Below are 12,017 nucleotides of genomic sequence, written 5' to 3' on the forward strand. Positions count from 1 at the left end.
CCTGTCACTGGGCGGCGGGTTCGCCCGGCCGGTCGCGCATCATGAACTCGGCGTACCACTCCGGCCAGCCCTCGTCGTAGTGCCCGAGGGTCTTCTCGTGCCGCCCGTGCGCCTCGGCGGCGCGGCGCAGCGCCTTCGCCAGGTCGGCCGCCGAGGTGAAGACGAGGTCGCTCACCGGCCCGGCGCCCGGACCTTGATCTCCTGCAGCACCCAGCCGTTGCCGTCGGGGTCGCTGAAGGAGGCGAACGAGCCGTAGTCGAGCCGCTCCGGATGCGGCCCGGCGACCCGCCCCTCGGTGCCCGCGTGGTGGAACACGCCGCCGGCGTCGTGGAACGGCTCGCTCACGTCCGTGCCGCGGGCGACCAGGTCGGCCCGGGCCTTCTCGATGTCGTACACGGTGAGGTGCAGCCCCTGCAGCGAGCCCGGCGCCGCCGTGGTGAGCCGCTCGCCGAAGATGATCGAGCACTCCGACCCGGGCGGGGTGAGCTGGATCACCCGCAGCCCGTCGGGGGCGACGAAGTCGGCGTCGAGCCGGAAGCCGAGCCCGGCGTAGAAGCTCTTGGCCCGGTCGACGTCGGCGACGGGCAGCACCACTACCTCGAGTTTCATGTCCACGCGCCAACGATCGCGCCCCGGGGTGTCCCCGCCCCGGGGAAGGTCCCCGGTTCACCCCGGCCCCGGCGCGAGGTCACCTGGTTACAGGCCCAGCTCGTTGAAGAGGTACAGCCAGATCTCGCTGCGCGTCGGGAACGCCGGGATCGCGTGGCGCAGGCGGCCCAGGGGCACCTCGCCCACCACGGCGATCGTCGCGGCGTGCAGGAAGTCGGCGACCTCCGAGCCGGTGATGGTGGCGCCGACGATCACCTGGCGCTCCTCGTCGATGAGGAAGCGGCTGGTGCCGCGGGCGCCGCTGCCGTAGTACGAGCCGCCGGCGTTGCCCGACGTCGGCAGGTCGATGACCCGCACGGTGATGCCGGCCGCGGCGGCCGTCGCCGTGGTGTGCCCGACCGCGGCCACCTGCGGGTCGGTGAAGATGACCCGCGGGGCGCCGGTGCCGTCGGCGAGATGGGTGGCGGCCATCGGGCGGCCGAGGATGTGGCCCGAGGCGAGCGCGGCCTGGTACTTCGCCATGTGCGTGAACAGCGCCCGGCCGTTGAGGTCGCCGATCACGTACAGCCAGTCCTTGCCCGGCACCCGCGTGTTCTCGTCGACCTTGATGTAGCCGCCGGCGGGGATGCCGACGGTCTCCAGGCCCAGCTCGTGCGTCTCCGGCACCCGGCCGGTCGCCACCAGCAGCTCGTCGCCGACGGCGGTGGAGCCGTCGCCGAGCGTGACGACGACGGTGTCGCCCTCCCGGTGTACCGACGTGGCCTTCTGTGCGGTCCGGATGTCCACGCCGAGCTCGGTCAGCGACGCCGTCACCTGCTCGCAGGCGAACTCCTCCTCGCGGGGCAGCAGCCGCCGCTCGCCCTCGATGAGGATGACCCGGGTGCCCAGCGACCCGTACGCCTGGCTGAGCTCCGAGCCGACGACCCCGCCGCCGAGCACGACGAGGCGCTCCGGCAGCTGCTTGGCGGTCGTCGCCTCGCGGTTGGTCCACGGCGAGGACGCGGCGAGGCCCTCGATCGGCGGCAGCGCGGGCGCCGTGCCCCCGGCCAGGATCACCGCCCGGCGCGCCTCGAGGACGTCGTCGCCGACGACGACCCGCTTCTCCCCGTCGAGGCGGCCCCGGCCGCGGAACAGGGCGATGCCGCGCTCCTCCAGCCACGGCACCTGGGAGCTGTCGTCGAGGTTGTTGATGAGCTCGTCGCGGCGGCGCAGCACCGCCGCCGCGTCCAGCGGCCCGCTGATCGCCTCCGTCGCGCCCGGCACCCGCCGCGCCTCGGCGAGCAGCTCGCCGGGGCGCAGCAGCGCCTTCGACGGGATGCACGCGAAGAACGAGCACTCGCCGCCGACCTTTCGGTCCTCGACGACGGCCACGTCCAGCCCGGCCTCGGCGAGCCGGCCGGCCGCCACCTCGCCGCCCGGCCCCGCCCCGACCACGACGACGTCGAAGCTGCGTTGCTGCATGACTGATCCCCCTGACGGTCTGCGTGGTTGCTTTTGTACCGTACGCGGCCGCCGGGCCCCGGGTGGAAGGGCGACGCGGGTGAGCGGACCGATCAGGATTCGAGAAGCACCCGCCCGCGGGCGCCGCTAGCGTGAATGCCGGGCCCGAGATGATACGGATACGAATACGAGGAGTGACCAATGAGCGAGGTTCTGGGCGTCCAGACGATCCTGCACCCGGTGACGGACCTGGAGAAGGCGAAGGCGGTGTACACGGCCCTGCTCGGCCAGGAGCCGACCACCGACAGCGAGTACTACGTCGGCTACGAGGTCGCGGGCCAGCAGATCGGCCTGGTCCCCGGCGGCGGGCCGCAGGGCATGACCAGCCCGGTGGCGCATTGGCACGTCACCGACATCGAGGCGAAGATCGCCGAGGTCACCGCCGCGGGCGGGACGGTCAAGGACAGCGCGCGCAACGTCGGCGGCGGCCGCCTGGTGGCCACGGTCGTCGATCCGGACGGTAACGTGCTCGGCCTGGTCGAGGACCCGCAGTAAGCACAGTGTGAGCGACGGGCGGCCGGGGCACGGACACTCCGGCCGCCGCTACCCCCCGCCGACGATCAGGAGAATCGATGAGCAAGGCGCACCCGGCCGACACCCACGACATGATCCGCGTGCACGGCGCGCGCGAGAACAACCTCAAGGATGTCAGCGTCGAGATCCCCAAGCGCCGGCTCACGGTGTTCACCGGCGTGTCCGGCTCGGGCAAGAGCTCGCTGGTGTTCGGCACGATCGCCGCCGAGTCGCAGCGGATGATCAACGAGACGTACAGCGCCTTCGTGCAGGGCTTCATGCCGACCCTGTCGCGGCCCGAGGTCGACCGCCTCGAGGGGCTCACGACCGCGATCGTCGTCGACCAGCAGCGCCTCGGCACCGACCCGCGCTCGACCGTCGGCACCGCCACGGACGTCATGGCCATGCTGCGGATCCTCTTCAGCCGGCTCGGCAAGCCGCACATCGGCGGGCCGAACGCCTTCTCCTTCAACGTGCCCACCGTCCGCGGCGCCGGCTCCCTCACCGTCGAGCGCGGCAACGCCGTCGCCGAGAAGAAGACGTTCAGCCGCCTCGGCGGGATGTGCCCGCGCTGCGAGGGCCGGGGCTCGGTCACCGACCTGGACCTGACGCAGCTCTACGACGAGAGCAAGTCGCTGAGCGAGGGCGCGCTGACGATCCCCGGGTACAGCATGGACGGCTGGTACGGCCGGATCTTCCTCGGCTGCGGCTTCTTCGACGCGGACAAGCCGATCAAGAAGTTCACCAAGCGCGAGCTGCACGACCTGCTGCACAAGGAGCCGACGAAGATCAAGGTCGACGGGATCAACCTGACGTACGAGGGGCTGATCCCGAAGATCCAGAAGACCATGCTGTCCAAGGACGTCGACGCGATGCAGCCGCACGTGCGCGCCTTCGTCGAGCGGGCCGTCACCTTCACGACCTGCCCCGAGTGCGCCGGCACGCGGCTGGCCGAGGCCGCCCGGTCCTCGAGGATCGCGGGCCTGAACATCGCCGACGCGTGCGCCATGCAGATCAGCGACCTCGCGGAGTGGGTCCGCGGCCTCGACGAGCCGTCGGTCGCGCCGCTGCTGGAGGGGCTGCGCCACGCCCTGGGCTCGTTCGTGGAGATCGGCCTGGGCTACCTCTCCCTCGAGCGGCCCGCGAGCACCCTGTCCGGCGGCGAGGCGCAGCGGGTCAAGCTGGTGCGCCACCTCGGCTCGTCGCTCACCGACGTGACGTACGTCTTCGACGAGCCCACCATCGGCCTGCACCCGCACGACATCGCGCGCATGAACGACCTGCTGCTGCAGCTGCGCGACAAGGGCAACACCGTGCTGGTGATCGAGCACAAGCCGGAGACGATCGCGATCGCCGACCACGTCGTGGACCTCGGCCCCGGCGCGGGCACCGCGGGCGGGCAGGTCTGCTTCGAGGGCACCGTGCAGCAGCTGCGCGGCGGCGACACGGTCACCGGCCGGCACCTCGGCGACCGGTTCGCGCTCAAGGACACGGTCCGCAGGCCCACCGGGAAGCTGCCGATCCGCGGCGCGAGCACGCACAACCTGCGCGACGTCGACGTCGACATCCCGCTCGGCGTGCTCGTCGCCGTCACCGGCGTCGCGGGCTCCGGCAAGAGCTCCCTGCTGCACGGGTCGATCCCGGCCGGCGCCGGCGTGGTCTCGGTGGGCCAGGGCGCCATCCGCGGCTCCCGGCGCAGCAACCCGGCCACCTACACCGGGCTGCTCGAGCCGATCCGCAAGGCCTTCGCCAAGGCCAACGGCGTGAAGCCGGCCCTGTTCTCCGCCAACTCGGAGGGCGCCTGCCCCACCTGCAACGGCGCCGGGGTCGTCTACACCGACCTGGCGATGATGGCGGGCGTCGCGTCCGTGTGCGAGGAGTGCGACGGCAAGCGCTTCGAGGCCTCGGTCCTGCAGTACAAGCTCGGCGGGCAGGACATCAGCGAGGTCCTCGCCATGCCGGTGACCGAGGCGGAGGCGTTCTTCGGCGCCGGCGAGGCCCGCCTGCCCGCCGCGCACGCCATCCTCGGGCGGCTCGCCGACGTCGGCCTCGGCTACCTCGGCATCGGCCAGCCGCTGACGACGCTGTCCGGGGGCGAGCGCCAGCGGCTCAAGCTCGCCACCCACATGGCCGACAAGGGCGGCATCTACGTGCTCGACGAGCCCACCGCCGGGCTGCACCTGGCCGACGTGGAGCAGCTGCTGGGCCTGCTCGACCGGCTCGTCGACGCCGGCAAGTCGGTCATCGTCATCGAGCACCACCAGTCGGTGATGGCGCACGCGGACTGGATCATCGACCTGGGCCCGGGAGCCGGACACGACGGCGGCACGATCGTCTTCGAGGGCACGCCCGCCGACCTCGTCGCCGCCCGCTCCACGTTGACCGGCGAGCACCTGGCGGCGTACGTCGGCGCAAGTTGACGTTGCGGGCTTGCGCGGGCGGGGAACAATGCTGCTTGAGGCAACCCCCGGTTTCAGGAGGCACCCGATGCACATCCAGGACTACGTGGCCGCGATCATCTTCGGGGCCGTCATCGGCGTCGTGGCCCGGATCATCCTGCCCGGCCGGCAGCCGATCGGGCTGATCCTGACCGTGCTCATCGGCATGGGCGCGGCGGTCGCCGGCACGTGGGCCGCCGACCGGTGGGACCTGCACAGCAGCAAGCACCTGGTGGTGAGCGGGCACCAGTACGACTGGCTGGTCATCGGCGTCCAGGTCGGCATCGCCGTCGTCGGGGTGGCGATCGCCGCCCTGCTCGCCCGCGCGTTCCGCTCCGACCACGACGACCACGACCACGACCACCACCGCGAGCACTACCGCCACTGAGGAGCGGTCGTGCGGGAGCGATTCTGCGGTGGTCAGGCTGGTGGAACGTTCGCGAATCGGGCATGACCGCGCCGAACTCCCGAGACCCGGCGTACTCTGCCCAAACGCCGGCAAATCCGCGCCCGGCCCGGCGATCTTGCGGCGCGCCCGGGCCGCGTTGCGCGCACGCGACCGGCTACCGTGTCCGCCATGGCGACGATCGGTGACGTGGCGAAGCAGGCGGGGGTGTCCCCGAGCACCGTCTCGTATGTCCTGAGCGGCAAGCGAACGATCTCGGAGGAGACCCGGCAGCGGGTCCTCGCGGCTATCGAGGTGCTCGGCTACCACCCGCACGCCGGCGCCCGCGCCCTGGCAAGCAACCGCTCCAACGTCATCGCGCTGATCATGCCGCTGTACACCGGCCTCTACGTGCCGATCCTGATGCAGTTCGTGATCTCGGTGGTGACCGCGGCCCGCCGCTTCGACCACGACGTGCTGCTGCTGACCCAGGACGAGGGGGAGAAGGGCCTGGAGCGGGTGGCGGCCAGCTCCCTGGCCGACGGCCTCATCGTCATGGACATCGAGGAGCACGACCCGCGCCTGCCCCGGCTGCGCACCCTCGGCCGCCCGTCGGTGCTCATCGGCTTCCCGGCCGACGGCTCCGGCCTGACCTGCATCGACCTGGACTTCGCGGCGGCCGGCGCGGCCTGCGTGGACCACCTCGCCGACCTCGGCCACCGGGAGATCGCGCTCGTCGGCTCGCCGCCGGAGGTGTACGAGCGGGAGCTGGGCTTCGCCCGCCGCACCGCCGCCGGCTTCGACGAGGCGCTGCGCCGGCGCGGCCTGACCGGCTCGACCGTGCCGTGCGAGCCGTCGCCGGAGGCGGTGCAGGCCACCGTCGAGCAGCTGCTGGCGCGCCACCCGGGCCTGACCGGCGTGGTCGTGCACAACGAGCCCGCGGTACCGCTGCTGCTGGACGCCTTCGCGGCGCTGGGCCGGCAGGTCCCCGGCGACGTCTCGGTGGTCGCCATCGGCCCCGACGACCTGGCCGAGCGCTCCAAGCCGCGGCTGACGTCCGTCGGCATCCCGGCCGAGGAGATCGGCCGCCGTGCGGTCGAGCTGGTGGCCGCGAAGCTCGACGGCCGCGCGGTGCCCGCCGGCACGCTCGTGCCGCCGGTGCTGGTCAGCCGGGACAGCGCCGCCCGCACGTGATCGGTTAGCATGGCGCCGCCCCTGAGTTCGTGATCAATCGGAGTAGCGCGCCATGTCCGAAATCTCCTGCCGTATCTGTCACCGGGCGCCCGCCGTGAACGTCCGGTTCCACGGTCACCAGGGCATGCTCGTGATGATGCGGTTCAGCCACGCCGACGGCCCGTTCTGCCGCGACTGCGGCCTGGCCGTCTACCGCGACATGAGCGCCGAGACCCTGGTGCGCGGCTGGTGGGGCCCGTTCTCGCTGTTCGCGGCGGCCTTCGTGCTGGTGCTCAACGCGGTGCGCCGCGGCAAGGTGGCGCGGCTGCCGGCGCCGGAGCGGGGGCGCAACGAGCGCACCCTCGAGCCCGGCAAGCCGCTGCTGGACCGCACCGCCGCCTACGGCCTGCTGGTGCCGGCCCTGCTGCTGGTGTTCGTCGGCTGGTCCCTCGCCAACGGCGGCTGACGCACCGGGGCCGGCGCCCGGCTCCACCACTGCGCCAGGCCGACCGCGGCCAGCACCAGCAGCGCCCCGACCAGGGCGAACCAGAAGCTCAGCTCGGTCTTGCGCTTCTGCAGCGTGACCTGGCTGGGCAGGTCCTGCAGCACGTCGGTGAGGGCCTTGGCGTTGTCGGCCTTGAAGTACTTCGCGCCGGTCATCTCGGCGACCTTCGTCAGCGTCGGCTCGTCCATGTCCTGGAAGCGGCCGCGCCCGCCGAAGCCGAACCCGCCGCCCGGCCCGCCGCGGAACGAGTCGCCGCTGATCTGGTTGCTGCTGCACACCATCGGGGACGGCTGGTCGGTGCCGAAGCCGATCGTGTACACCCGCAGCCGCCGCGCCGCCGCCTGCTCGGCCGCGGTGATCGGGTCGACGCCGTCGGTGTTGCGCCCGTCGGTGAGGATCACGATCGTGTCGGGCTCGTAGTCGCCGTTCGCGGTCCCGCCGTTGGCGCCGTTGTTGTCGGGCACCTCGGCCCCGGTCGGCGGCACGTCCGGGTTGATCTCGGCGATGGCGTCGATGGAGGCGAGGATCGCCAGGCCGATCGCGGTGCCGCGGGAGGTGCGCAGCCCGTCGATCGCCTTGAGCAGCTTGTCCTTCTCCGTCGTCGGCGGCACCAGCAGCCCGGCGGTGCCGGAGAAGGCGACGAGCCCGATCTTCGCGCCGCCGTCGTGGTCGGAGATGAACGCCTTCGCCGCCTTCTGCGCGGCGGTGAGCCGGTTCGGGTCGACGTCGGTGGAGCACATCGACCCGGACACGTCGACGGCGAGCAGGATCGTCGCGGCGTTGTCGGGCACGACGACGGAGGCCTGCGGCCGGGCGGCGGCGGTGCCGGTGACGACCAGGCCGGCGGCGAGCAGCGCCAGCGGCACCCGGCGCCGCCACGACGTGCGCCCGGGCAGCGCCGCGCGCACCAGCGCCACGCTGGACAGCCGCACCGCCACCTTGCGCCGGCGGCGGCGGCTCCACCACCGGTAGGCCAGCAGCAGCGGGAACGCCAGCAGCGCACAGAGGGCCCACGGCCAGGTCAGTGACATCAGAGGATCCGTCCGAACCAGGTGGTCATCAGTATGCCCCCGATGGTGAGCAGCAGCACGGCGATGGCCGCGGCCGCGCCGGTCAGCTCGACCGGCTTGCGCTCGGTTGTCAGGCGCAGGTCCAGGTTCTGGTACACGTCGTGCAGCGCCTGCGCGTTCTCCGCCCGGTGGTAGGACCCGGCGGTGGTCTGCGCGATCTGGGTCAGCATGTCCTCGTCGAGGGAGGTCGCCACCTGATAGCCGTCGACCTCGACGGTCGCGCCGTCGACGGTGCCGACGCCGACGGTCTGGATGCGCACCCCGGCCTTCGCCGCCAGCCCGGCCGCGGCGACCGCGTCGGGGCCGCCGGTGTCTTCGCCGTCGGAGAGCAGCACGATCGTGGCGTTGCCGAAGTACCCCAGCTCCGGCGCCGGCTGCGGCGAGTCCTGCGCCGGCAGGCTCACCGGGTGCCCGACGATGACGGTCAGCGAGGCGAGGATCGCCTGGCCCAGCGAGGTGCCGCCGTTGACCTGCAGCCGCTTGATCGCCGCGGTCGTCGCCTCGTGGTCGTCGGTCGGGTTCTGCGTGGTGAGCGCGCCCTGGTCGAAGGCGACGATGCCGAAGCTCACGCTGTCCGGCTGGGCCTGCACGAACTCGGTGGCGGCGGTCTTGGCCGCGGCGAGCCGGCTCGGCGCGACATCGGTGGCCTTCATGCTGTTGGACACGTCGAAGGCCAGGATGACGGTGCCGGCCGAGCGGGCCACCGGCAGGGTCGCCTCGGGCCGGGCGACGGCGAGCAGCAGCAGCCCGGCGGCGGTGAGGAACATGACCTGCGGCAGGTGCCGGCGCAGCGCGTCGCGGCGCGGCCGGGCGGTGCGCAGCCCCGTGCCGGCGAGCGCCCGGGCGCGGCGGCGGGCCGACATGACGTACAGCAGGATCAACCCGGCCGCGGCGAGGACCGCGACGGCGACGACGAGCGGGTACTGGAATCTCATCGCCGCCGCCGGCGCCGGGCGTCCTGGATCATCGCGACGAGGGCCTGCAGCGGGTCCTCGTCGGTGCCGACGAGGTGCGCGGCGACCCCGGCCCGGCGCATCGCGGCGTCGACGGCGGCCTCCCGCGCGTCGACCTCGGCCCGCAGCCGCTGGCGGAACTGCGGGTCGCCGGTGTCGACGAGCACCTGCTCGCCGGTCTCGGCGTCCTCGACGACGACGAGGCCGAGGTCGGGCAGGTCCAGCTCCACCGGGTCGACGACCCGCAGCGCGACCACCTCGTGGCGGAACGTGAGCCGGGTCAGCGAGGCCTCCCAGTCGACGCCGCCGGCGCCGATGAAGTCCGACACGACGAAGACGAGGCTGCGCCGCCGGGCGGTCGCCGCGGCCAGCCGCAGCATGCCGTCGACGTCGGTGGAGCCGGGCTCGGACGGGCGCGCCGCCGCCTTGTCGATCTCGTGCGCCAGCCGCAGCACGTGCAGGCGGCCGGAGCGCGGGGGCAGGACGAAGCGGTGACGGTTGTCGAAGAGCACCGCGCCGACCCGGTTGCCGCCCTGGGTGAGCATCCGGGCGAGGCACACCGCCAGCTCGGTCAGCGTCGAGTCCTTGCCGCGCCCCTCGCCGCCGAAGCGCATCGACGCGGACAGGTCCAGCACCAGCCAGGCCGTGAGCTCGCGGTCCTCGGTGTACTGCCGCACGTAGGGCTCGTCGAGCCGCGCGGTGACGTTCCAGTCGATGTGCCGGACGTCGTCCTCGGCGGTGTACTCGCGCAGGTCGGCGAAGTCGATGCCGCTGCCGCGGAACAGCGTGCGGTAGGAGCCCTGCAGCTGCCCGTCGAGGCGGCGCACGACCTGCCACTCCAGGCGGCGCAGCAGGCGGTCGGCGGCGGTGGCCACGGCCGTCAGCGGCTTCCGCTGCGCTGCGGGGCCGGCGCCGGCACCGACACCGCGGCGAGCACCCGGGCCACGATCATGTCCGGGGTGACGTCGTCGGAGAGTGCCTCGTAGGACAGTACGAGCCGGTGGCGCAGCACGTCGGTGGCGAGCTCGTGCAGGTCCTCGGGGACCACGTAGTCGCGGCCGCGGATGTAGGCCAGGGCGCGGGCGGCGAGCACCAGGTTGATCGACGCGCGGGGGCTGGCGCCGAAGGTGATGTACCGCGTGAGGTCGCCCAGCCCCACGTCGGCCGGGTTGCGGGTGGCGTTGGTGAGCCGGACCGAGTACTCGATGAGCGACGGGTCCACGTACACGTCCTCGACCTGCGCCTGCATGGCGATCAGCCGCTCCGGGTCGACCACGGCCTGGGTGTCCGGCGCCGGCAGCAGCGACCGCTCGACCACGACGAACTCCTCGGTGGGGCTGGGGTAGCCGACGAGGACCTTCATCATGAACCGGTCGACCTGCGCCTCGGGCAGCGCGTAGACGCCCTCGGACTCGATCGGGTTCTGCGTGGCCATGACCAGGAACGGCTTGGGGATGTGGTGCGTCTCCCGCCCGATGGTCACCTGCCGCTCCTGCATGACCTCCAGCAGGGCGCTCTGCACCTTCGCCGGGGCCCGGTTGATCTCGTCGGCGAGCAGCAGGTTGGTGAACACCGGGCCGAGCGAGGTCTGGAACTCGCCGCTGGGCTGGTGGTACACCCGCGTGCCCACGATGTCGGCCGGCACCAGGTCCGGGGTGAACTGCACCCGGTGGAACTGCCCGCCGATCGCCGCCGCCAGGGCCTTGACCGCGAGGGTCTTGGCCAGGCCCGGCACGCCCTCCACGAGGATGTGCCCGCGGGAGAGCAGCGCCACCATGAGCCGCTCGAGCAGCGCGTCCTGCCCGACGATGGTCTTGCGGACCTCGTACAGCACCTGCTCGACGGCGTTGGCGGGGTTCGGTACGTCCATGGTCTTCCTTACCGAATCGGGTGATGCTTTGGTTCGAAGGTCGTGTTCGATTGCCGATCTACTGTTCGGGCCCGGGGACCCCGTCCCCGTTGCCGCCGGCGCCCAGCGCGGCGCCGATCGGCACGGCGAAGCCGATGCCGACGAACGTCCCCGCCGAGGTCGGGTTGGCCAGGGCCACGACGATGCCGATGGTCTCGCCGCGGGCGTTGACGAGGGGGCCGCCGGAGCTGCCCGGGTTGACCGCCGCGTCGAACTGGATGAGGCCGGTGAGGCGCGTGCCGTCGGGGTTGGCCGCGGTGCGGTTGAGCCCGGAGATGACGCCGGCGGTGGCGCTGCTGGTCAGCCCGAGCTGGTTGCCGATCGCGACGACGTCGTTGCCGACGGCGAGCCGCCCGGAGTTGCCCAGCACCGCCGGGACGAGCACGTCGGGCAGGTTCGCCGGGGTGAGCACCGCGATGTCGATCTTCGGGTTGGACCCGGCGACCTCGGCGGTGGACTCGGTGCCGTCGGCGAAGCGGACCTTCACGGCGGTGGCGCCCTTCACGACGTGGAAGGCGGTGAGGATGTTGCCATCGGCGCTGGCCACGACGCCCGTGCCGGTGGCGATCCCGCCGGGCTCGGTCGACTCGATGCTCACCACCGACGGCGCGACCGCCGCATAGATCTGCGCCGTCGTCGGCGGCCCGGACGCGCTCGGCGAGGCGCCGGCCGAGGGCCGCGCGGCGGGCGCGGGGTCGCCGGAGCCGCCGGCGCGGAACGCGAGCACGGCGGTGACGACGATCGCGAGGACCACCGCGCCGACGCCGATGGCGAGGTCCCGCCGGGTCAGCGCGACGGGCGCACCCGGACCCTTGTCGTCGTCGGCGGCCGGCGCCGGCTCGTCCGCCGGGCGCTCCCCGATGACGGTCACCTCGGGTCCGGCCCACTGATGGGCGGACGGCGCGGGCTTGCCGGCTGGGCGCATGTGTCGAACATAACCGCCGTTGCTCGGAGAACGGTAA

Annotated in this window: 13 protein-coding genes; 5 read left to right on the forward strand and 8 right to left on the reverse strand. The window is 72.9% G+C overall.

Annotation, left to right across the window (positions count from 1 at the left end; genetic code table 11):
• Positions 1–4: 4 nt before the first annotated feature.
• From ABD901_RS06220 to ABD901_RS06230, 3 genes are all read right to left on the reverse strand, one after another.
• Positions 5–175, reverse strand: a complete 171-nt coding sequence (locus ABD901_RS06220) for a hypothetical protein (RefSeq protein ID WP_345122180.1) — start codon at positions 173–175, stop codon at positions 5–7.
• Positions 172–609: a VOC family protein gene (locus ABD901_RS06225; protein ID WP_380139464.1), complete on the reverse strand. Its 438-nt coding sequence runs from the start codon at positions 607–609 to the stop codon at positions 172–174. The genes ABD901_RS06220 and ABD901_RS06225 overlap by 4 nt, the downstream gene beginning before the upstream one ends.
• 87 nt (positions 610–696) lie before the next feature.
• Positions 697–2,070, reverse strand: a complete 1,374-nt coding sequence (locus ABD901_RS06230; RefSeq protein WP_345122184.1) for a dihydrolipoyl dehydrogenase family protein — start codon at positions 2,068–2,070, stop codon at positions 697–699.
• Positions 2,071–2,250: 180 nt separating this feature from the next.
• Here ABD901_RS06230 and ABD901_RS06235 point away from each other — a divergent pair, with 180 nt between their 5' ends.
• The 5 genes from ABD901_RS06235 to ABD901_RS06255 all read left to right on the forward strand — a co-directional run bounded on the left by ABD901_RS06235 (position 2,251) and on the right by ABD901_RS06255 (position 7,084).
• Positions 2,251–2,604 carry a VOC family protein gene (locus ABD901_RS06235; RefSeq protein ID WP_345122186.1) on the forward strand — a complete coding sequence of 118 codons (354 nt, stop codon included), beginning with the start codon at positions 2,251–2,253 and terminating at the stop codon, positions 2,602–2,604.
• Between the two features lie 77 nt (positions 2,605–2,681).
• The gene (locus ABD901_RS06240; RefSeq protein WP_345122188.1) at positions 2,682–5,042 is read left to right on the forward strand and encodes an ATP-binding cassette domain-containing protein; all 2,361 of its coding nucleotides are present in this window, start codon (positions 2,682–2,684) and stop codon (positions 5,040–5,042) included.
• 67 nt (positions 5,043–5,109) lie between these two features.
• A complete protein-coding gene (locus tag ABD901_RS06245; protein ID WP_345122190.1) occupies positions 5,110–5,448 on the forward strand; it encodes a GlsB/YeaQ/YmgE family stress response membrane protein in 339 nt (112 codons plus the stop codon).
• Between the two features lie 189 nt (positions 5,449–5,637).
• Entirely contained in the window at positions 5,638–6,639 is a 1,002-nt protein-coding gene (locus ABD901_RS06250) for a LacI family DNA-binding transcriptional regulator (protein WP_345122192.1), read from the forward strand.
• Positions 6,640–6,733: 94 nt separating this feature from the next.
• The gene (locus tag ABD901_RS06255) at positions 6,734–7,084 is read left to right on the forward strand and encodes a hypothetical protein (RefSeq protein WP_345122194.1); all 351 of its coding nucleotides are present in this window, start codon (positions 6,734–6,736) and stop codon (positions 7,082–7,084) included.
• Here the strand turns inward: ABD901_RS06255 and ABD901_RS06260 are convergent.
• Genes ABD901_RS06260 through ABD901_RS06280 form a run of 5 tightly spaced genes read right to left on the reverse strand, consistent with a single transcriptional unit; the run spans position 7,018 to position 11,980 of the window.
• Positions 7,018–8,154, reverse strand: coding sequence for a VWA domain-containing protein (locus ABD901_RS06260; RefSeq protein WP_345122196.1), 1,137 nt, complete (start codon positions 8,152–8,154; stop codon positions 7,018–7,020). The two genes, ABD901_RS06255 and ABD901_RS06260, sit on opposite strands and share 67 nt — an antisense overlap.
• Positions 8,154–9,128, reverse strand: coding sequence for a VWA domain-containing protein (locus ABD901_RS06265; protein ID WP_345122198.1), 975 nt, complete (start codon positions 9,126–9,128; stop codon positions 8,154–8,156). Before ABD901_RS06265 ends, ABD901_RS06260 begins: the two co-directional genes overlap by 1 nt.
• Positions 9,125–10,021 carry a DUF58 domain-containing protein gene (locus ABD901_RS06270; RefSeq protein WP_345122199.1) on the reverse strand — a complete coding sequence of 299 codons (897 nt, stop codon included), beginning with the start codon at positions 10,019–10,021 and terminating at the stop codon, positions 9,125–9,127. The genes ABD901_RS06265 and ABD901_RS06270 overlap by 4 nt, the downstream gene beginning before the upstream one ends.
• Before the next feature lie 5 nt (positions 10,022–10,026).
• On the reverse strand, positions 10,027–11,016 hold the full coding sequence (locus ABD901_RS06275) for an AAA family ATPase (RefSeq protein ID WP_345122201.1): 990 nt from the start codon (positions 11,014–11,016) through the stop codon (positions 10,027–10,029).
• A gap of 58 nt (positions 11,017–11,074) precedes the next feature.
• Positions 11,075–11,980: a S1C family serine protease gene (locus ABD901_RS06280; RefSeq protein ID WP_345122202.1), complete on the reverse strand. Its 906-nt coding sequence runs from the start codon at positions 11,978–11,980 to the stop codon at positions 11,075–11,077.
• Positions 11,981–12,017 lie beyond the last annotated feature (37 nt).

It is taken from the genome of Dactylosporangium darangshiense (genome assembly GCF_039537565.1).
Classification (GTDB): Bacteria; Actinomycetota; Actinomycetes; order Mycobacteriales; family Micromonosporaceae; genus Dactylosporangium; species Dactylosporangium darangshiense.

Coding starts and splice junctions, on each gene's coding strand:
- ABD901_RS06265 (WP_345122198.1), bottom strand. CDS start 9,128: ATGAGATTCCAGTACCCGCTCGTCGTCGCCGTCGCGGTCCTCGCCGCG.
- ABD901_RS06280 (WP_345122202.1), bottom strand. CDS start 11,980: ATGCGCCCAGCCGGCAAGCCCGCGCCGTCCGCCCATCAGTGGGCCGGA.
- ABD901_RS06275 (WP_345122201.1), bottom strand. CDS start 11,016: ATGGACGTACCGAACCCCGCCAACGCCGTCGAGCAGGTGCTGTACGAG.
- ABD901_RS06225 (WP_380139464.1), bottom strand. CDS start 609: ATGAAACTCGAGGTAGTGGTGCTGCCCGTCGCCGACGTCGACCGGGCC.
- ABD901_RS06235 (WP_345122186.1), top strand. CDS start 2,251: ATGAGCGAGGTTCTGGGCGTCCAGACGATCCTGCACCCGGTGACGGAC.
- ABD901_RS06260 (WP_345122196.1), bottom strand. CDS start 8,154: ATGTCACTGACCTGGCCGTGGGCCCTCTGTGCGCTGCTGGCGTTCCCG.
- ABD901_RS06230 (WP_345122184.1), bottom strand. CDS start 2,070: ATGCAGCAACGCAGCTTCGACGTCGTCGTGGTCGGGGCGGGGCCGGGC.
- ABD901_RS06240 (WP_345122188.1), top strand. CDS start 2,682: ATGAGCAAGGCGCACCCGGCCGACACCCACGACATGATCCGCGTGCAC.
- ABD901_RS06245 (WP_345122190.1), top strand. CDS start 5,110: ATGCACATCCAGGACTACGTGGCCGCGATCATCTTCGGGGCCGTCATC.
- ABD901_RS06250 (WP_345122192.1), top strand. CDS start 5,638: ATGGCGACGATCGGTGACGTGGCGAAGCAGGCGGGGGTGTCCCCGAGC.